This is a genomic window from Streptomyces sp. NPDC042638 (assembly GCF_040647235.1).
In the GTDB taxonomy this organism is placed as follows: Bacteria; Actinomycetota; Actinomycetes; order Streptomycetales; family Streptomycetaceae; genus Streptomyces; species Streptomyces rameus.
Genome location: NZ_JBEZBT010000004.1, coordinates 130,222 through 149,696, shown reverse-complemented (window position 1 = coordinate 149,696; position 19,475 = coordinate 130,222). Strand labels below are relative to the sequence as shown.

Here is a 19,475-nt window from a genome sequence, read left to right as displayed (position 1 = left end):
TCAGGAACCGAGCGAGGTCAGGATGTCGCGGCGCAGCGCCGCCCGGGCCGGATCGTCGGAGGCCGCCCGGTCACGGGGGCGCGGCACCTCGCATACGGCGGACACGCGTCCGGAGCCGAGCAGGGCCACGCGGTCACCGAGGAAGAGGGCCTCGTCCACGTCGTGCGTGACGAAGACGACGGTCGCGCCCGTGCCGCGCAACACCTCCACCAGCAGGTTCTGCATGCCGGAGCGGGTCTGGGCGTCGAGGGCGCCGAAAGGCTCGTCCATGAGAACGGTGCGCGGACTGTCGGCCAGCGCCCGTGCCAGCTGGGCGCGCTGGCGCTGCCCACCGGACACCCGGTGCGGCAACTGCCCCGCCTGCGCGGTGAGGCCGACCCGCGCCAGCCACGACTCGGCCCGGGCACGCCGCTCCGCGCGCGGTACCCCCCTGATGGCGAGCGGGAGTTCGACGTTTCCGCGCAAGGTACGCCACGGCAGCAGCGCGTCCTCCTGGAAGACCAGCGCGCGGTCGGCCGACGGCCCGGTCAGCGGTCTGCCGTCCACCTCGACCGCACCGCCCAGCGGCGGCAACAGCCCGGCGAGCGTCCGCAGCAGCGTGGACTTGCCGCAGCCGGACAGGCCGACGACGGTGAGGATCTCGCCGGGGGCGACCTCCAGGTCGACGCCATCGAGGACCGGAGCGTCCGGGCGGCCGAGGACGGCGGAACGGAAGGCGAGCCGGGTGCCACGCTCGGCCGCTCCCGCCGGTACGGCGGGAGCGGTGACAGCCTCAGACGAGGTGCTCATCGCGGGCCTCCTCGGTGCGGTTGTGGCCCTGCTGCTCGGACTGGGCCTGCTGCTGGGGATCGCCGTCGAGGCGGTCGGATGCGGCGAGCGGCCGGGCGGCGCGGCCACGGCCCATGGGCACGTACGAGGTGCGGGGCAGCCAGCCGGTCAGCCGGCGGCCGAGAAGTTCCACGGCCGTCGAGGTGATCCAGCCGAGCACGCCGATCGTCACCATGCCGACGAAGACACCCGGGTAGTCGACCACCGTGTAGTCCTGCCAGGTGCGGTAGCCGACCCCGTACTGGCCGGAGATCATCTCCGCGGAGATCACGCAGATCCAGGACACGCCGATACCCACCGACAGCCCGCCGAAGATGCCGGGCAGTGCGCCCGGCAGCACGACCGAGCCGAGGATCCGGAGCCGGCCGCCGCCCATGGTGCGCACCGCCTCCTCCCATACCGGGGTCAGCGCACGGACCGCGTGGCGGGTGGAGACCATCACGGGGAAGAAGGCGGCGGTGCAGGTGATGAAGACGATGCCCTGTTCGTTCGAGGGGAACATCAGGATCGCGACCGGGACGAGGGCGATCGCCGGGATGGGGCGGACGACTTCCAGTACTGGGCCGAGGAGGTCCTCGGCCAGGCGGGAGCGGGCCACGAGCACACCCACCGCCACGCCGAAGGCGGCCGCGAGCGCGAAGCCGGTCAGGATGCGGGTGAGGCTGTCGGTGAGGTCGGTCCAGTAGTCGTCACCGGAAAGCCGGTCGGCGAAAGCATGGGCTACGTCGGTGACCGTGGGGAACTGCGAGAACCTCAGCCACAGGTCGACGTCCAGGCTGGTCACAAGCTGCCATATGCCGAGCGCGACGGCCAGGGAGATCGTCCGCAGCGCATACCGGAACAGGGGCCGCCGGGTCATGAGGCCCGCTCCAGCGCCTCGCGGTACGACACGGTACGCGCGCCGCCGTGGGCGGAGACGTAGTCCCGCGCGGTGGCCGGGGCGACGAAGGGCAGCAGCCGGTCACCGTCGGCCACCCAGACCGCCTTGTCGGCGAACCAGAGGGTGCCGGTGGTGGCGTCGGGCACGTAGGCGGCGCGGATGCCGTCCGGGTGCGCGGCCAGGTAGGCCAGCAGCTGCTTGGGGGACTTGAAGGACACGGTCCTCTCGCTGTCCTTGGTCCACACCTCGCTCGTGGCCGGCGGGGGCGGCGTGGTGAGCCGCTTGGCGTACGACGCGCCGAGAGCCTTCTTCACGTACTGGTCGTCGACGAAGGAGTCCACGTCGATGTCACCGGTCAGTTTGGCTGCCTTCAGTACGGACACGTCCTGCTTCAGCGCGGAGACGAGCTGTGGTGCGAGCGCCGGGTTGAACGTGGCGATGCCGTGGGCGCCGTTGTAGAGGTAGACGACCTCGGCGGGCAGGCCGGTGGCCTTGGCGACCTTTTCGGCGGCGGTGACGGGATGGCTGTTGAGGTAGTCCGTTGCCTGGTCCTGGGCTTTGAGGAAGGCTTCAAGGACGGCAGGGTGCTGCTGGGTGAAGTCCTCGCGCGCGGTGACGCCATGGAAGGTGGGCAGGTTCAGCTGGGCGCCGTCGTACAGGGCCTTCGCCTTGCCCTGGTAGGCGAGCAGGCCCGGCCAGGCCACGAACTGTGACAGTGCGTCCGCGCTGCCGGCGGACAGGGCGGACGCCCCCACCGCAGGTTGCTGGTTGAGCTTGGAGATCCCCTTGTCCGGGTCGATCCCGGCGCGCTGCAGGGCTCGGACGAGGGTGCCGTCGGCAGCCGAGCCGATGCTGGTGGAGACCTTCTTGCCCTTCAGATCCTTGAGGGACGTGAGGGTGGAGTCGGATGCGGTGACGACGGTGTTGAGGCCGCCGCGCAGGTTGTAGCCGGTGATGGAGACCAGGTGGGTCGGGCGGCCGAGCTGTTTTCCGCGGGCCGCGTTGAGCAGCAGGGGGAAGTCCCCCATCGAACCGATGTCGATCTTGCCGGCGGTCATCTGGGCGGTGATTGGGGCGCCGGTGGCGTAGTCCTGCCAGTCCACCTTGTAGGTGTGGCCGTCGTGCAGGGAGTTGAGCTGCCTCTCGAAGTACCCGAGGGAGCGCAGCAGGGTCCCCGCGGTGACGGTGTTGATGGTCTTCGACTGGTAGCCGATGGTCACGGTGACCGTGGAGCCGCTGCCTGCCTCCGCGCTGCCGCCGCAGGCGGACAGTGGCAGCAGGAGGGCGGCGGTGGACAGGGCGACTGCCGTGCGTTTCATGGTGGTGGTCCCTCTCACCGCAGCAGGTAGGGCATGTTGACCGTGACGGCTCCGGTGGGGCAGCGCGCGGCGCACGGGCCGCAGTACCAGCACTCGTCGACGTGCATGTACGCCTTGCCGCTGCTCTCGTCGATGGCGAGGGAGTCCAGCGGGCACATGTCCACGCAGAGGGTGCAGCCGTCGATGCACTTCGACTCGTCGATGGTCACGGGCACGTCGGCCCGCTGGGGCGCCAAGGGCATGGCTGTCTCCAGGAAACGTGCAAGCAGGGTGGTTACGACCGGTGCAGCAGGCCGCTCATGGTGATGCGGTCGCCGCGGAAGCGGATGAACTCCAGGTCGACGGGGCGGCCGTCGGCGAGGTGCGTGAGGCGTTCCAGCATGAGTACGGCCGCACCGCGCGGGGCCTGGAGCACGGCCGCGGAATGCGCGTCCGCGTTCACCGCCTCCAGGGTGATCTCGGCGTGGCCGAGGCGCCGGCCGGTGATGGCTTCCAGGAGCCGGAAGACATCGGTGTTCTCCAGGTCGGCGCCGAGCAGGGCTGCGCCGATGTCCAGCGGGATGTAGGTGAGGTCGAGGGAGAGCGGGAGGCCGTTCAGGCGGCGCAGGCGTTCGATGTAGAGGACGTCGGCGCCGGGTGGGACATGGAGGCGTTCGGCCACGGGGACGGGTGCGGGAGCGGGGCCCATGGTGCGGACCTCGTTGGTGACGCGGCCGTGTTCGCGGAGGGTTTCCGCGAGGCCCATCAGGCGGTCGAGCCCGTGGGGGTATTTCCGGGCGACGACGACGGTGCCGACTCCGGGCAGCCGGTCCACCAGGCCCTCGGCCCGGAGCAGGTCCAGGGCCTGACGGACGGTGTTGCGGGAGGCGCGGTAGTCGTTGGCGAGGGTGGTCTCGTGAGGGAGGGTGCCGTTCTCGAAGGCGCCGGTGAGGATCTGGCGGCGCAACAGGTCGGCGAGCTGCCGGGCCTGGTCCGCCCGCAGCCGACGCCGGGCGCGGTGAGCGGCGACGGTGGTCGCGGCGCCCTGCCCGGCATGGTCTCGGGGGCGGTCGTTGGCTGGCATGGCTGGAACCATACCCATGAGGTAGGGAATGTCGTGTTGCCGGAGTGTTGCGCCAGCTCACGGACGCCTGGTCAGGCCGCTGACCTGGGCGTTTTTATCCTGTGAGGCAAGATCTGCCACCCGGCGCACGGTCAGGACAGTGCCGTAAGGCCTGGCGCGAAGGTGATCAGCAGCGGTAGCAGTGGCACCAGCGCGGCCAGCGTCGTCGTCAGCGCCCGGTGCCGGCGCAGCAGCCGTGGCGGCGGTTCCAGCAGGCGGTCCACGCGTTCGCCGAGGAGACGGCGGCTGGAGTCGCAGGAGAGGACACCTCGGTGCTGGTTCAGCTCGATCAGGGCGAGGGCGGTGGTGAGGTGTCCGCAGCGCCGGGACGCCGTGTCGTCGGCTGCCAGCTCCACCAGTCGGTGCGTCTGGTCGCAGAAGTGGGCGAAGAGCGGCACGCGCGGGAAACCCGTGGCGAGTGCGGTGGACAGATGCAGCAGCCAGTCGTGGTGGGCACGGGCGTGTCCGCGCTCGTGGGTGAGGACCGCGTCCAGTTGCAGGTCGGTGAGGCGCTGCAGCGCCCCTGTGGTGACGACCAGTTGTGGCGGGTGTCCCGGCATCCACCAGGCGTCCGGGTACTCGTCCTCCAGCACCAGCATCGGCCCGCGCGCCGCCGGCAGCCCGGCCGGCAGCTCCGGGGCGCGCTCGCGCAGCTGTGCCCGGGCCTGGCCCCGGCTGCGGCGGGCCTCGACGAGTTCCCGGGCCAGCATCGCCGTCGTCCAGGCGGCCCCACAGGCCAGCAGCACGGTGAGTACGGATGCCCACACCGGTGCGGTGGACAGGTCGTAGGCGGCGGTGACGGAGGGCGGCGCGGGTGCGAACACGCGGTCGCGGACGGTGTGGAAGACGGCTGCGGCGCCCAGGACCAGCGCGGTCAGGCAGCACAGCAGGACGGTGGCGACCAGGCACTGCCATGCCCACAGCGCGACCACGGGTTCCCGTTCGGGCCAGGCCGCCCGGGTCAGCGCGCGCGGCGCCGGCACGGCGGCCGTCAGTGCGACGACGCTCAGCAGGAGCAGGCAGACGGTCATGCCGGGGCTCCGGTTCCTGGTCGGCGAGGTGTGCGGGTCAGTGGTGCCGGGCACGCGGCCCACGGTCGTGTGCCGCGCTGGATGCGTGTCCTTGCCAGTATGGCGAAAACGGCCGTGTGAGTCAGGTGTCGGCGGCCATCCACCTCGGCCGGGCACGCGCGCGTGCCCGCCCACGCCGTGGCGTCGGCGAGGGAGCCCAGTGGCGCAGGCCGGGGCGGGAGCCGTGCCGGTGGCCGGCGGACTGGATCACCCGCCACGGCCAGGCCGCCCCGCCGCCCACGCCGCCCCACGCCACCCGCACCGCCCCACGCCGCCCGCGCGCGCAGTGCACGCCCAGGCCCCGTCCCGGCCGCCCCCGGACGTCCGGGGAGGCGGCGACGCCCGCGAAGGCGCGCAGTACCGATGCGCGAAAGGTCGCGGCCTATGCGCGACAGGTCGCGGCGGCGGTGTCGTGGCTCAGCCCGTCACGACCCGTCCGTTGACGTCGCCCAGCCCCACCCGGCTGCCGTCCGCGCCCGGTGCCCACGCCGAGAGTGTCACCACGTCCCCGTCCTCCAGGAACGTGCGTTTGCCGTCGGGCAGTTCGATGGGGTCGCGGCCGTTCCAGGTCAGCTCCAGCAGCGAACCGCGCTGCTGTTCGGCCGGCCCGCTCACCGTGCCCGAGCCGTACAGGTCGCCCGTGCGCAGCGAGGCGCCGTTCACCGTCATGTGGGCGAGTTGCTGGGCGGCGGTCCAGTACATGGTGGAGAACGGCGGCTCGGACACCACATGGCCGTTGATCGCGATGGAGATGCGCAGGTCGTACCCGCCGGGTTCCACGTCGGGGGCGGAGTCGTCCAGGTAGGGCAGCAGCGGGTGCGTGCGCTCGGGAGCCGCCACGCGCGCGTGCTCCAGTGCTTCCAGCGGGGTGATCCACGCCGACACCGACGTCGCGAAGGACTTGCCGAGGAACGGGCCGAGGGGGACGTACTCCCAGGCCTGGATGTCCCGCGCGGACCAGTCGTTCAGAAGGCACAGCCCGAAGACGTGCTCCCGGAAGTCACCCAGCGCGACCGGACTGCCCAGATCGGACGGCACGCCCACGACGAAGCCGACCTCCGCCTCGATGTCCAGCCGGATCGACGGGCCGAAGACCGGCGCGGGGTCGGCCGGCCCCTTGCGCTGTCCGGACGGCCGTACGACGTCCGTGCCCGAGACGACGACGGTGCCGGAGCGGCCGTGGTAACCGATCGGAAGGTGCTTCCAGTTGGGTGTGAGGGAGTCCTCGGCGTCCGGCCGGAAGATCTGGCCTACGTTCCGGGCGTGGTTCTCCGAGGCGTAGAAATCGACGTAGTCCGCCACCTCGAAGGGCAGGTGCAGGGTCACCTCGGACAGGGGGTGGAGCAGCGGCTCGACCGTCTCGCGGTGCGCCGGGTCCGTGACCCAGGACGTGAGAGCGCGCCGTACGTCCGACCAGGAGGCGCGGCCGGCGGCCAGCAGTGGGTTGAGGGTGGGCTGGGCGAGGAGCGCCTGGTGGGGCGAGCCGAGTGCCGCGGCCGTGGCGCCCGCGTCGAGGACGTGGTTCCCGAGCCGGACGCCGATCCTCCGCTCCGTGCTGCCGGAAGGCGAGAACACGCCGTAGGGGAGGTTGTGCGGACCGAAGGGGTCACCCTCGGGGACGTCGAAGGGGGGCATGGGGTACTGCCTCACTCTCATCCGGGCCATGCATGGCGATGCGTTCCATGTGGTCGCGCCACACGTTACGGCCGTCCTGCGTGTCTTGGGCAGTGCCTCACGATGCGCTCGAAAGGTTGCTCGCACAGTGTCTAAAGAGTTCGTAATGTCCGGATAAGCCTTGTCGGAGGTGGCAATTCCGGCTTAGCGTCCTTTGGGGGACACGGGCGGAGTGGATCCGTTCCGTTGGGGGGAGACGTGGGGGGACCCGTGGCCGGAAACGCCGTCGGCATGCCCGTGCACGCCGACCGTGGGGTGCCGGGACTGATCGTCAAATTCGGTGACTACCCGCTGCACCACGGCGGTGTCGGCGCGATCCGCAGCCTGGGCCGCCTGGGCGTGCCCATGTACGCGATCACCGAGGACGCGTACACACCGGCCGCCTCCTCGCGCTATCTGAAGAAGGCGTTCGTGTGGCCGACGACCGGCGCGGAGGACCCGGGCCGCCTCGTCGAGGGGCTGCTGCGCATCGGCCGCCGGATCGGCCGCCCGGCCGTGCTGATCCCGACCGACGAGGAGGCCGCCGTCCTGATCGCCGAGCATCAGGACGAGCTGGCCGGAACTTTCCTCTTCCCGCGCGTGGACCCCGCGCTGCCCCGCCGTCTGGCCAGCAAGCAGGGCCTGCACGAACTCTGCGTGGAGCACGGCATCGCAAGCCCGGCTGCCGCCTTCCCGCGGTCGTACGACGAGATCGTCGACTTCGCCGGCACGGCCCGTTTCCCGGTGGTGGCCAAGAACCGTGAGGCGTTCGTCCGGCGCCGGCGGCCCGCCGTGAACGGCACCACAAGGATCGGCACGCGCGCGGGACTGCTCGACCTGGCCCGCGACTGGGGCGAGGATCCCGGCGTGATCCTCCAGGAGTACCTGCCGCGCGAGGAGGCCGAGGACTGGATCGTGCACGCCTGCTTCGACCAGGGCTCCAGCCCCCTCGCGATGTTCACCGGCGTCAAGGTCCGCTCCTGGCCACCGCACGCCGGCATGACGGCGAACGCGTACGTCGTCGACAACCCGGAACTCGCCGACCTCGCCGCACGTTTCATCAAGCGGATCGGCTTCAGCGGCATCATCGACCTCGACCTGCGCTTCGACCGGCGCGACGGACGGTACAAGCTCCTCGACTTCAACCCGCGCGTGGGCGCCCAGTTCCGGCTCTTCGAGAACGAGTCGGGCGTGGACGTCGTCCGCGCGATGCACCTTCACCTGACCGGCCGACCTGTACCGGAGGGGGAACAGCGCGCCGGCCACCGCTACATCGTGGAGAACATCGACCTCCCCGCCCTCCTCGCCTACCGCCGCAGCGGCTACACGACGCCGCACGCGCCGGTCAGGGCGAGCGGGACGGAGCTGGCCTGGTACGCGGGGGACGACCCGCTGCCGTTCCTCACGATGCTCGCCCGCTTCGTGCGCCCGGGCGCGAAGCACCTCTATCAGCTGTGGCGGACCAGCCGCCGCGGCCGCAGCACATCCACGAAGTAGGCAAGGCCACGACAGCGTGGCGCATCGCGTCCTGGGGAGGGACTTCGTGATCCGACCGGTTGCAGTCATCGGGGCGGGGCCGTTCGGCCTGTCCACCGCCGCTCATCTGCGGGCGCGCGGCATCCCCGTCCGCGTCTTCGGCGATCCCATGGTGAGCTGGCGCGACCACATGCCCACGGGCATGCTCCTCAAGTCCACCCCCGCCGCCTCCGACTTCGACTGCCCCCAGCCCGGCCACTCCCTCGCCGACTACTGCGACGTGGCCGGGATCCGCCGTCTCGTGACCGACGAGGACATCATCCCGGTGGAGACCTTCATCGCCTACGGGGAGTGGTTCCAGCAGCAGCTGGTCCCCGAACTGGAACGGGTGCGGGTCGTCTCCGTCGACCGCGGCACGAGCGGTGACTTCGCACTCAAACTGGACTCCGGTGAACTGTTCACCGCGCGCGCGGTCGTCGTCGCCACCGGCCTGTCGGGCTTCGCCCACCTGCCGGCCGAGCTGGCGCCGGCGGCGGCCGACGGGCCGGCCCCGGCCGCGCCCGTCTCGCACAGCTCCCAGCACCACGATCTCGGCCGGTTCGCGGGAAAGGAGCTGATCGTCATCGGCGCCGGCCAGTCCGCGCTGGAGACCGCCGCGCTCGCGGCGGAGGCGGGCGCACGCGTGCGCGTGGTCGCGCGCGGGCGCGGCCGGGTCGCGTTCGGCGCCCCGCCCTGGGAGCAGCCGAGGTTCCGCCCCGAGTCCCCGTTCGGCCGTGCCTGGTCGCTGTGGGCGTTCACCTACTACCCGCACCCGTACCGCTTCCTGCCCGAGAGCACCCGCCACTACCTGGTCCGCCGGGTCCTCGGCCCGCTGGGCGCCTGGTGGCTGCGCGAGCGCTTCGAGAAGGGCGTGCAGGTGCGGGACGTCGAGCGGGTGGTGGGTGCCGAGGCCCGGGACGGCAGCACCGTGCTCACCGTGCGCACGCATGCCGGCGACACCGAGCGGCTCACCGCCGATCACGTCATCGCCGCCACCGGTTACCGCGTCGACATGGCGGCGATGGACTTCCTCGGCCACGAGCTGCGCACCGGGCTCCAGGTGAGCCGCGGCGCACCCCGCCTCGGCCCCGGCTATGTCTCCTCCGAACCCGGCCTCTACTTCACCGGCCTGCCCGCGGCGGCCTCGTACGGGCCGGTGATGCGCTTCGTCTGCGGTACGGAGTTCGCCTCCCCGCGCCTGGCGAACCACCTGGCCGCGGCACACGGCTGAGCGCGCCCTCCGCGCCGGGGCACCGTCAGCGCCGCCGACTCGGCGGTCGTCCCGTATCGGGGCCCCGCGCGCGGGACTTGAGGCCGGACAGCACGTAAGTGCGGGGAACGGGCGATGAGTCGGCGGGGCGTGATGTCCGTATTCTCTGATCATGGACCCCACCCCCTTGGCATATGCACTGATCGCCACCGACCTGGACGGGACGCTGCTGCGCGGCGACGACACCGTCTCCGACCGGTCGCTCGCCGCGCTCGCGCGGGTGGCGCGGGCCGGTGCCCGGCATCTGGTGGTGACGGGCCGCCCGGCCCCGCGGGTACGGTCCCTGCTCACGGGCCTGGGCTGCACGGGGCTGGCGGTGTGCGCGCAGGGAGCACAGGTCTACGACGCCGGGGCGGGCCGCCTGCTGTGGTCGGTGCGGCTGGACCGGGAGCTGGCCGAGACGGCGCTGGGCAAGATCGAGGCGGAGGTGGGGCAGGTCTACGCCGCGGTGGACCAGGACGGTGTGGACGGGCTCACCCTCATCGAGCCCGGCTACCGGATGCCCCACCCGACGCTGCCCGCGGTGCGGGTGGGGCGGCGCGACGACCTGTGGTGCGAGCCCATCAGCAAGGTGCTGCTGCGGCATGCGGACCTGTCCGACGACGACTTGGCGGCCGTGGCGCGCTCGGCGGTGGGCTCGCTGGCCACGGTCACCATGTCGGGGCCGGGCACCGTGGAGCTCCAGCCGAGCGGGGTGACGAAGGCGACCGGGCTGGCGCTGGCCGCCGAGTGGATCGGGGTCGGCGCCGATCGGGCGCTCGCCTTCGGCGACATGCCCAACGACATCCCGATGTTCGACTGGGCCGGACGCGGTGTCGCCATGGCCAACGCGCATCCCGAACTCAAGGCGGTGGCCGATGAGATCACCTTGTCGAACGAGGACGACGGCATCGCCGTCGTCCTCGAAGGACTGTTCCCGACCGACTGACCGCCCCATCGGCAGACGCCGGCCGCCAGGCTCAGGCCGTGTGCCGGCCGCCGTGTGCCCCGCGCCGTGCTCCGGCCGGGTACGGGCCGCCGTGCTCCGGCCGCCGTGCGCCGTCCCGGCGGCCGACAGTACGCACCGTCCGTGCCTGTCGGTGTCGGTGCCGGTGTCGGTGTCGGTGTCGGTGTCGGTACGGAACGCGTCTGCCGGTACCCGCCGGACGCGTCTGTCAGTACGCGCTGAACACGTTGTCGATCGACCCGTACCGCGCTGCCGCGTAGTTGCAGGCGGCGGTGATGTTCGCGACGGGGTCGTAGATGTTGAAGGACGTTCCGGCGACGTGGTACGCGTTGAACGTAGGGTCGATGACCTGGAGGAGCCCCTTGGACGGGATGCCCTTGGCGGCGTTGGAGTCCCAGAGGTTGATGGCGGACGGGTTGCCCGAGGACTCCCGTATGACGTTGCGGTAGATGCCGTTGTAGGTGCCCGGGATGCCCTTCTCGCGCATGATCGCGAGGGACTCGCGGATCCAGCCGTCGAGGTTGTTCGGGTACCCGGCGGGGGTGGTGGCGGCCGTCGTGGCCGTGGTGGGCGCCGCGGCGGCGCTGGTCGCGCCGATGAGCGGCAGGGCGAGGACGGCGGCACAGGTGCCGGCGGCGGCGAGGGCGCGGATGAGGCGGCTGTTCCGGGTACGGAGGTGCTGAGCGGCAGCGGACATGCGGGAGTTCCTCTCCGGCGCCTGCGAGGTGAGCTGTCGGGTTCGGGCGGGGAGGTGCCCGGCCGTGCCCTGGAAGAGGCACGGCTTCACCCCGAGCCGTCCCGGTGCGGCATATGCCGTCCGGCCCGGCGACTTACCTGGGTCCCCCGCTCCTGCCCTACGAATGAGTTCGTGGATGGGTATGCGGGCGGTGGCAGGATTCGGCGTCCGCCCGACGGCCCGGAACGTATGCGAGAGCACATGCCGGGAACAAGTACTGAATTCATACAACGTGCGATTTGACCTTGATCGACGCCGTATGGGGTGCTTGATCCTTTGCGTTCGCCAACGCTCAACTCGCCGACAGGGCAAGGGGTCGCAGGGGGTCTGCCGGGTGGGCCGGGTCCACGGGGTGCGTGACCCAATTCACGAAATAGCAAAATACTTCAAATCAGACATGGGGGATTAGGGGGATTCAGGCCGGAAGTCTGACTGGTGGTGGAACCAGAGGTGCGGTGCTCGTCGTTGCCGTAGTGCCGGAGGGGGAGAAGTGCGGGGAAAGCGGGCGCCGGGAGGTCACGACACAGTGCCCGGATTACTGTTAAGTCAGGAAATGTCCCTTCTTACCGTGTGATCAAAACCATGCCGGTCGTGATCCGATAGCGCCCCAGCTGGACCGGTGGGCGCTATCGGTGATCGAAACAGGACCGGATACGCTGACTTGAGTGATGGCAGCGACCTATCGACAAACCGTGTAATCGCCAGCAGACACCAGCAGACAGGAGACCCCTCGTGACCGTCGTCGGGCCGTTCGGGCTGAGCGTGCGGGACCAGGCTCTGGAAGCCGATGTCCAGGCCGGATTGGCGGCTGTCGAGGAAGGCTTGCTCGATGCCACCAAGAGCGAGGTCCCGTTCATCACGGAAGCCGCGCAGCACCTCGTACGGGCCGGCGGGAAACGGTTCCGGCCCCTGCTGGTGATGCTCGCGGCCCGGTTCGGAGACCCGTACGCACCGGGCATCGTGCCGTCGGCCGTGGTCGTGGAGCTCACCCATCTGGCCACGCTGTACCACGACGACGTCATGGACGAGGCGGCCGTCCGCCGAGGCGTGGACAGCGCCAACACCCGCTGGGGGAACTCCGTCGCGGTCCTCACCGGCGACTTCCTCTTCGCCCGCGCCTCCCAGATCCTCGCCGACCTCGGCCCGGAGGCGGTGCGGGTGCAGGCCCTGGCGTTCGAGCGGCTGGTCACGGGCCAGATCCTGGAGACCGCGGGTCCCGCGGACGGCCGCGACCCGGTCGAGCACTACCTGGACGTGCTCGCCGGCAAGACGGGCTCCCTGGTGGCGGTGTCGTGCCGGTTCGGCGCGATGATGTCCGGCGCCGACGAGACGGTCGTCGACGTGCTCACCCAGTACGGCGAACGGCTCGGGGTCGCCTTCCAGCTCGCCGACGACGTCCTGGACATCGCCTCCGACTCGCACGAGTCCGGCAAGACCCCGGGCACCGACCTGCGCGAGGGCATTCCGACGCTGCCGGTGCTGCGGCTGCGCGAGCGGGCCTCCAAGCTGGGGCTGGCCGAGGACATCGCCCTGTGCGAACTGCTCGCCTCCGACCTCAGCGACGACGCCCGGCACGCCGAGGCGCTGGCCGCCCTGCGCGCGCACCCCGCGCTGGAGCAGGCCCGCCGGGACACGGTCCGGTACGCCGAGGAGGCGCGTGCCGCGCTGGCACCGCTGCGCGAGTGCGACGCCAAGGCCGCGCTGCTGGAGCTGTGTGACGCGGTGGTGCACCGCGCCGGCTGACCCGGCCGGGGACCCACACCGGGCCTCCACCACACCCTGCGCGGGCCGGGGACTCACGCCGGGCCTCCACCACACCCTGCGCGGGCCGGGGACTCACGCCGGGCCTCCACCACACCCTGCGCGGGCCGGGGACTCACGCCGGGCCGTCACCGCACCCTGCGCAAGCCGGGACCGCGCCCCCGCCGTCGCCGCACCCTCCGCGGGCCCGGACCGCACCCCCTGCCGTCACCGCACCCCGCGCGGGCCCGGGCCGCGCCCCCACCGCGCACCCGTGGGGCGGCATCGTTCCCGCGCGACCCCTAGGGGTCGGGGGAGGTGCCGCCGTCCTGTGTCATACCGCAGTCGTACACGAGTTGCCTCCGTGGGCTGACGCTTCTTCACGGCGGATTTGGTCATATGGAAGCCACGGACATCACCACTCCTCACCGATTCGGGTGAGAATGGCGGCTCAGGTGGACCAGCGTGAGGACAGCCGCCGCCGACGACGGAGGTAAGGCACACATGGCACCGTACGAATCCGACGACGCAGTGGGCGCCGCACGGGACGAGGACCCGCGCTCCGGCCGGCGCAAGGCCGCCCGGTACGCCGTCCCGGTCGCGGTGGTGGGAGTGGCGGCGGCAACGATCGGGCTCGTCCCGGCGCTCGCCAGCTCCGGCGACCCGGACCTGCCCAAGATCACCGCACAGCAGCTCATCGAGAAGATGGCCAAGTCGGACGTGCAGCAGCTGTCCGGCACCGTGAAGATCAGCACCGACCTCGGCCTGCCCGACCTCGGCGGTCTGGAGAGCGGCATGCTCTCCGGGGCGGCCCAGGGCTCCGGCGACGGCTCCTCCGCCGACCCGCGGGCCAAGCTCACCGAGCTGGTGTCCGGCACGCACACCCTGCGTGTCGCCGCCGACGGCCCCGACCGGCAGAAGGTGTCGCTGCTGGAGAGCGGTGCCGAGTACAGCCTCATCCACGACGGCAAGGACGTCTGGGGCTACGACAGCAAGAGCAACGAGGTCTACCACTCCACCGCGGCCGACTCCGGCCGGCACCGCGCGGCCGAGCCGCCGGCGATGCCCAAGAACTTCGCCGACGAGGCCCTGAAGGCGGTGGACGACACCACGTCCGTCACGGTCGACGGCACCGCGCACGTCGCCGGACGCGACGCCTACAAGCTGCTGATACAGCCCAGGCAGTCCGGCACCACGGTCGGCGCGATCAGCATCGCCGTGGACGCGAAGACGGGCGTGCCGCTGAAGTTCACGCTGACCCCGAAGAGCGGCGGCGCCGCCGTGGTCGACGCGGGCTACACCCAGGTGTCCTTCTCCCGGCCGGCCGCCTCCACCTTCGACTTCACCCCGCCCAAGGGCGCGAAGGTCACCGAGGACAAGGATGCGGCGAAGGCGCCGGAGCACTCCCGCGAGCGCGAGCACGGTGGGGATGTCGCCAAGGGCCTGGGCGGAAAGGGTCTGGGCGGAAAGGGCACGGGCGGGCTGAACGTCCTCGGCGAGGGCTGGACGTCCGTCGCCACCTTCGACACCGGTACCAAGGGCGGTGTGCCGACCGGCTCCCAGGGCGGTGACATCGGCGGCTTCCTCGGCTCGCTCGGCGACCAGGTCTCCGGGAAGTTCGGCAAGGGCACCGTCTTCTCCACCCGCCTGGTCAACGCCCTGGTCACCGACGACGGCAAGGTGTACGCCGGCGCGGTGACCAAGGACGCCCTGGTGAAGGCGGCCGACGCGGGGAAGTGACCCGACCGGGCACGACGAATCGAGGGGGAGCCGATGGGCGAACCGTCCGCCGCGGAGCGTGATCCGGCCGGCGTGCCGGAGCCTGGGCCCCCGGGCGGTCCGGCGCGTGCCCTCGAACGCGCGCCGGAGCGTGAGCCCCTCGGTGGGACACCGCGCGGGGCCCTCGGTGGGACACCGCGCGGGGCCCTCGGTGAGCCGCCGCGTGAGCCCCTCGGTGAGCCGGCGCGTGCGTCCGCCGACGCGCCGCTGGACGACGATCCGGCACCGCTGGACGACGATCCGACGCCGCTGGACGACGATCCGGCGGCGGTGGCGCCGGTGGGGGACAGCGTGATCGCCACGCGCGGCCTCACCAAGCGCTACCGCGGCGGACAGCTCGCCGTGGACGGTCTCGACCTGACCGTCCCGGCGGGCAGCGTCTTCGGCTTCCTCGGCCCGAACGGCTCCGGGAAAACGACCACCATCCGCATGCTGATGGGCCTGATCGAGCCGACCGCGGGCACGGTCCGGGTGCTCGGCCGGCCCATGCCCAGGGCAGCCCGTACGGTCCTGCCCCAGGTCGGCGCGCTCATCGAGGGTCCCGCCCTGTACGGCTTCCTCTCCGGCCGGGACAACCTGCTGCGCTACGACGCCGCCGACCCCACCGCCGACCCCCGCACCCGGCGCGCCCGGGTCGCTGCGGCACTGGACCGGGTCGGCCTCGCGGCTGCCGCGGGCAAGAAGGCCAAGGCGTACTCGCTCGGTATGAAGCAGCGCCTGGGCCTGGCCGCCGCGCTGCTCCGGCCGCGCCGGCTGCTCGTCCTGGACGAGCCCACCAACGGCCTGGACCCGCAGGGCATGCGCGAGATCCGCACCCTGATCAGGGAACTGGCTGCCGACGGTACGACCGTCTTCCTCTCCTCCCACCTCCTCGACGAGATCGAGCAGGTGTGCACCCACGCGGCGGTCATGGCGCAGGGCCGGCTCGTCGTCCAGGGCGCGATGGCCGACCTGGCGGCCGGGGCGCGCGCCCGGCTGGCGGTGACCACCCCGGACACGGCCGAGGCGGCGCGGGTGCTGAAGGAACTGGGCGTGGCGGACGTGACCGCCGACGGCGACCGGGTCACCGGCGAGCCGCCCGGCCGGGACCTCGCCGAGGTGACCGCGGCCCTGGTCGCCGCGGGCGTCCGGGTCCGGGGTCTCACCGTCGAACGCGCCTCCCTGGAGGACGCGTTCGTGGCACTGACCGGGGAGGGCTTCGATGTCGCGGGCTGATCAGCTGCCCACGGCCGCCGTGCGCCGGCCCAGCCCCCTGTGGACCCTCGGGCTGCTGCGCAGCGAGCTGGTCACCACTGTCCGTCGCTGGCGCACCCTCGCCCTGCTCGGGGTGCTGGCCGCGGTGCCGGTGCTGGTCGGTATCGCGGTACGGATCGAGACGCGGGACGGCGCGCCGGTGGGCGGCGGGAACGGCGCGGGCCCGGCGTTCATCACACAGATCACCAACAACGGCCTGTTCCTGGTGTTCACCGCGCTGGCCGCGACCCTGCCGTTCTTCCTGCCCATGGCGGTCGGTGTCGTCGCCGGAGAGGCGATCGCCGGGGAGGCGGGCGCGGGCACCCTGCGCTATCTGCTGGTGGCCCCCGCAGGCCGCACCCGGCTGCTGCTCACCAAGTACACGACGGTGCTGGCCTTCTGCCTGCTGGCGACCCTCGTGGTCACCGTCTCGGCGCTGATCGTCGGCGTCCTGCTCTTCCCGCTCGGCGAGCTGACGACCATCTCCGGCACCCGGATCAGCTTCGCCGAAGGGCTCGGCCGCGCCCTGCTGATCGCCCTGGTCGTCGCGGCCTCCCTGGTCGGTGTGGCGGCCCTCGGCCTGTTCGTGTCGACGCTCACCAACAGCGGTGTCGCGGCCATGGCGACCACGGTCGGACTGCTCATCACGGTGCAGATCGTGGACCAGATACCCCAGCTGCACGCGGTGCAGCCCTATTTGTTCTCCCACTACTGGCTGTCGTTCGCCGACCTGATGCGCGACCCCGTCTACTGGGACGACCTGGTGCACGATCTGGGCCTCCAGGCGCTGTACGCGGGCGTGTTCGGCTCGGCGGCCTGGGCACGCTTCGCGGCGAAGGACATCAGCGCCTAGCCGGTCAGGAAGCCGAAAGCTCCTGGGCGCCGGCGGACTCGTGCGGGAAGCGTGCGAGGGGCGCTTCCCGCGCGAAGAAGGTCTTCGCGCGCGCCAGCGCCTCGGTGTCCTCCAGTACGTCACCGGGCTTGCTGCCGCTGCCCAGCAGGACCCCGCCGAAACGCATGCCCATGTAGGCGGCCGAGTTGTTGAGGGTGCCCACGTACGGATCGGCGACGGACGGCTCGGTGTCCGCCAGCGCGGCGACGCCCCAGAGTGTGCGCCCGGCCAGCGTCGCCTTGAAGTCGAGGCCCGGGGTGCGCAGCCAGCCGGACCAGTGGTCCAGGTAGGTCTTGGTGAGGGCGGACACGGAGTACCAGTACACCGGCGAGGCGATCACGATGTCCGTGGCCGCGAGTGTGGCGTCCAGCAGCCGGCCGGTGACGGTGCCCGAGGCCGGCCTGACGTGGTCGCTGTCGTGCCGCAGGTCCGTGAATTCGGGCAGCGGCTGCTCGGCGAGGCGGATCCAGCGCTGTTCGGTGCCGACGGGGAGCTGCTCGGCGGCCCGGCGGGCCAGCAGCTCGGTGTTGCCCTCGGCGCGCGCGCTGCCCAGGACGAAGAGAAAACGACGGTGGCTCATGGGTCCCCAGGTGCGTCATGTCGTACCACGAATAAAGGCGTGTGCATTTTATGCACACGCAAGGAAATGTGGCCAGGGGCGGCTGGTGCGAGGCTGTGACGTCGCGGTGACGCGGAAGCCGGGGCGACCCGACACACTGGTGGGCAGGATGCGTACGACCGGATGGCGACGCCGGGGGAGTGAGGGACACCGATGGCTCGACTCAGCTTCGAGAAGAAGCGTGTGCGGCAGCCCGAGGGGCATCCGGCGGTAGCCGTCCGGGTGTTCGGCACGGCGGGTGCGTCGGTGGGCGGGACGCCGGTCGTGGCGGCGCCCGGCGAGGAGATCCAGCAGGCCGTGCTGAACCACCTCCAGCGCCTGGCGATCAGCCTCGGCGCCCCCATACACGCCACGATCCAGGACGACCTCGCGGGCTGCGTGGTTCCCCTGGAGGTCTCGACGGACGGGTCCAGCCGGATGACGGGGGAACCGGTCGCGGTGGCCGCACCGCACGTGCCGGGCGCGCTCGCGCAGGACATCGCGCCGGGGACCGTGCAGGTGCCGGCCGGTCAGTTCGGGCCCGCGCCCCTGATGGACGCGAGCGGCGCGAACCCGGACACGCAGACCGGGGCAGTGGGCGCGCCGGCAGTGGGCGCGCCGACGATGGACGCGGAGGCGAACGCGGGTGCGGGCGCAGCCGCAGCCACGCCCGCGCGCGCAGCCACGCCCGCGACCGCCCCCGCGCGCGCCGTCACCCCCGTGTCCGCGGAGGAGTCGGACATCCCCTCCGCCCCCACCCACACCCCGGCCCGTGGCTTCGACGCCGTTGCCGAGGAGGTGCTCGGGGACGGGCCCCTGACCGAGACCGCCGAGGGTGCGGAGCTGCTCACCGAGCCGATGAGCCGTATCAACGAGGCCGTGCGGACGGGCCGTGTCGACGCGGCCGCGGAACTGGCCGACCGGACACTCGTCGAGGCGTCCACCGTGCTGGGCCCGCGCCATGCCGAAGTCCTGCGCCTACGTGAAGTGTCCGCTTACATCGCCTACTTGGGCGACGACCCGGTCCGTGCCTGCCGGCTGTCCGTGGACGTCGCCCGGCTGCGCCGCCAGGCGGGGGACGGGGACGCCGCCTACGGCAACGTGCAGAGCGCGGCCACCGCCTGGCGTGCGGTGCGCGACCCCGAGGAGGGCCTGCGGCTGGGCCGCGACCTGATCGACCTGTGGACGGACCTCACCGCCGAGCCGGGGTCCGCCGCGGACGATATGCGCCCGCTGGAGGCCGCCCGCGCCCGCATGGTCCGCCTGACCGACCGCGCCGCCAAGGCGGCACAGGCGTAACGGAGCACAGGCGTAACCGGGCACAGGCGTAACCGGGTCGAAAAGGGGCCACCGGGCCGGGAGGCAGTCACCGGGCCGGACAGGCGTCACCGGTGCGGGCTACTGCACGCAGAACTCGTTGCCCTCCGGGTCCGCCATCACCACCCACTGGCCCGAGGGCTCCTTCACCTCCCGCAGTACCCGGGCCCCCAGCGCCTGAAGGCGTGCCACCTCCTGCGCGCGTCGCTCCGGGCCCGGGTGGAGGTCGAGGTGGAGCCGGTTCTTGCCGGTCTTCGGCTCCGGCACCCGCTGGAACAGCAGCCGTCGGCCGAGCCCGGTGCCGGTCTGCGGGTCGTACGGGTCTTCGGGGTGCCGTACGGCGATCAGGTCACGGAAGGCGGCCCTCCCGTGGTACTCGACGGTGGCCTCCCCGGACAGTGCGCCGAGCGACAGCAGCCGTTCGACCAGGGCGCTGTTGTCCTCGGCCGTGTAGTGCAGCGCGGCGGCCCAGAAGTCGGCCTGGGCGTGCGGGTCGGCCGCGTCGATGACGAGCTTCCAGTGCAGCGGTGCGGGCGCCTGTGTGGTCATGGTCCCCACTTATAGCCGGATCCGGCTACGAGTGGGGGCCGGATCCGG

At 72.0% G+C, this 19,475-nt stretch carries 18 protein-coding genes and 1 riboswitch; of the genes, 8 read left to right on the top strand and 10 right to left on the bottom strand.

Annotated elements, in window-relative coordinates; genetic code table 11:
• The 7 genes from AB0B40_RS05300 to fahA form a co-directional block, all read right to left on the bottom strand.
• The gene (locus AB0B40_RS05300) at positions 1 to 789 is read right to left on the bottom strand and encodes an ABC transporter ATP-binding protein (RefSeq protein WP_362262971.1); all 789 of its coding nucleotides are present in this window, start codon (positions 787 to 789) and stop codon (positions 1 to 3) included.
• Positions 773 to 1,687, bottom strand: coding sequence for an ABC transporter permease (locus AB0B40_RS05295; RefSeq protein WP_345057515.1), 915 nt, complete (start codon positions 1,685 to 1,687; stop codon positions 773 to 775). Before AB0B40_RS05295 ends, AB0B40_RS05300 begins: the two co-directional genes overlap by 17 nt.
• On the bottom strand, positions 1,684 to 3,027 hold the full coding sequence (locus AB0B40_RS05290) for an ABC transporter substrate-binding protein (RefSeq protein WP_362262968.1): 1,344 nt from the start codon (positions 3,025 to 3,027) through the stop codon (positions 1,684 to 1,686). The genes AB0B40_RS05295 and AB0B40_RS05290 overlap by 4 nt, the downstream gene beginning before the upstream one ends.
• Before the next feature lie 14 nt (positions 3,028 to 3,041).
• A complete protein-coding gene (locus AB0B40_RS05285) occupies positions 3,042 to 3,269 on the bottom strand; it encodes a ferredoxin family protein (protein WP_030347217.1) in 228 nt (75 codons plus the stop codon).
• A 32-nt stretch (positions 3,270 to 3,301) separates the two neighbouring features.
• Positions 3,302 to 4,090, bottom strand: coding sequence for a GntR family transcriptional regulator (locus AB0B40_RS05280; RefSeq protein WP_345057519.1), 789 nt, complete (start codon positions 4,088 to 4,090; stop codon positions 3,302 to 3,304).
• Positions 4,091 to 4,221: 131 nt separating this feature from the next.
• Entirely contained in the window at positions 4,222 to 5,160 is a 939-nt protein-coding gene (locus AB0B40_RS05275) for a M56 family metallopeptidase (protein ID WP_345057574.1), read from the bottom strand.
• A 456-nt stretch (positions 5,161 to 5,616) separates the two neighbouring features.
• Complete coding sequence (gene fahA, locus AB0B40_RS05270) at positions 5,617 to 6,834, bottom strand: fumarylacetoacetase (RefSeq protein WP_362262963.1); 1,218 nt, start codon at positions 6,832 to 6,834, stop codon at positions 5,617 to 5,619.
• A 270-nt stretch (positions 6,835 to 7,104) separates the two neighbouring features.
• On the opposite strand from fahA, the gene AB0B40_RS05265 reads away from it, so the two are divergent.
• The 3 genes from AB0B40_RS05265 to AB0B40_RS05255 all read left to right on the top strand — a co-directional run bounded on the left by AB0B40_RS05265 (position 7,105) and on the right by AB0B40_RS05255 (position 10,565).
• Complete coding sequence (locus tag AB0B40_RS05265; RefSeq protein WP_345057576.1) at positions 7,105 to 8,349, top strand: ATP-grasp domain-containing protein; 1,245 nt, start codon at positions 7,105 to 7,107, stop codon at positions 8,347 to 8,349.
• A gap of 46 nt (positions 8,350 to 8,395) precedes the next feature.
• Positions 8,396 to 9,598: an FAD-dependent oxidoreductase gene (locus AB0B40_RS05260; RefSeq protein WP_345057523.1), complete on the top strand. Its 1,203-nt coding sequence runs from the start codon at positions 8,396 to 8,398 to the stop codon at positions 9,596 to 9,598.
• A 151-nt stretch (positions 9,599 to 9,749) separates the two neighbouring features.
• Entirely contained in the window at positions 9,750 to 10,565 is an 816-nt protein-coding gene (locus AB0B40_RS05255) for an HAD family hydrolase (protein ID WP_345057525.1), read from the top strand.
• A gap of 226 nt (positions 10,566 to 10,791) precedes the next feature.
• On the opposite strand, the gene AB0B40_RS05250 is transcribed toward AB0B40_RS05255, so the two are convergent.
• Complete coding sequence (locus AB0B40_RS05250; protein WP_345057527.1) at positions 10,792 to 11,280, bottom strand: transglycosylase SLT domain-containing protein; 489 nt, start codon at positions 11,278 to 11,280, stop codon at positions 10,792 to 10,794.
• Between the two features lie 5 nt (positions 11,281 to 11,285).
• Positions 11,286 to 11,496: riboswitch (cyclic di-AMP (ydaO/yuaA leader) on the bottom strand.
• A 555-nt stretch (positions 11,497 to 12,051) separates the two neighbouring features.
• Between AB0B40_RS05250 and AB0B40_RS05245 the strand changes: the two genes are divergently transcribed.
• The 4 genes from AB0B40_RS05245 to AB0B40_RS05230 all read left to right on the top strand — a co-directional run bounded on the left by AB0B40_RS05245 (position 12,052) and on the right by AB0B40_RS05230 (position 16,924).
• Positions 12,052 to 13,062, top strand: coding sequence for a polyprenyl synthetase family protein (locus AB0B40_RS05245; RefSeq protein ID WP_345057529.1), 1,011 nt, complete (start codon positions 12,052 to 12,054; stop codon positions 13,060 to 13,062).
• Positions 13,063 to 13,563: 501 nt separating this feature from the next.
• On the top strand, positions 13,564 to 14,799 hold the full coding sequence (locus AB0B40_RS05240; RefSeq protein ID WP_362262959.1) for a DUF2092 domain-containing protein: 1,236 nt from the start codon (positions 13,564 to 13,566) through the stop codon (positions 14,797 to 14,799).
• Positions 14,800 to 14,832: 33 nt separating this feature from the next.
• Positions 14,833 to 16,053, top strand: a complete 1,221-nt coding sequence (locus AB0B40_RS05235; protein ID WP_362262957.1) for an ABC transporter ATP-binding protein — start codon at positions 14,833 to 14,835, stop codon at positions 16,051 to 16,053.
• Positions 16,040 to 16,924 (top strand): ABC transporter permease, encoded by an 885-nt coding sequence (locus AB0B40_RS05230; protein ID WP_362262955.1) that lies wholly within the window; start codon positions 16,040 to 16,042, stop codon positions 16,922 to 16,924. Before AB0B40_RS05235 ends, AB0B40_RS05230 begins: the two co-directional genes overlap by 14 nt.
• A 4-nt stretch (positions 16,925 to 16,928) precedes the next feature.
• Here the strand turns inward: AB0B40_RS05230 and AB0B40_RS05225 are convergent, their stop codons facing one another.
• Positions 16,929 to 17,543 carry an NAD(P)H-dependent oxidoreductase gene (locus tag AB0B40_RS05225; RefSeq protein ID WP_345057537.1) on the bottom strand — a complete coding sequence of 205 codons (615 nt, stop codon included), beginning with the start codon at positions 17,541 to 17,543 and terminating at the stop codon, positions 16,929 to 16,931.
• A gap of 192 nt (positions 17,544 to 17,735) precedes the next feature.
• Here AB0B40_RS05225 and AB0B40_RS05220 point away from each other — a divergent pair, with 192 nt between their 5' ends.
• Positions 17,736 to 18,860, top strand: a complete 1,125-nt coding sequence (locus tag AB0B40_RS05220; protein ID WP_362262952.1) for a hypothetical protein — start codon at positions 17,736 to 17,738, stop codon at positions 18,858 to 18,860.
• Between the two features lie 99 nt (positions 18,861 to 18,959).
• Here AB0B40_RS05220 and AB0B40_RS05215 read toward each other — a convergent pair whose 3' ends face one another.
• Positions 18,960 to 19,427: a VOC family protein gene (locus tag AB0B40_RS05215; RefSeq protein WP_345057541.1), complete on the bottom strand. Its 468-nt coding sequence runs from the start codon at positions 19,425 to 19,427 to the stop codon at positions 18,960 to 18,962.
• Positions 19,428 to 19,475: the final 48 nt, after the last annotated feature.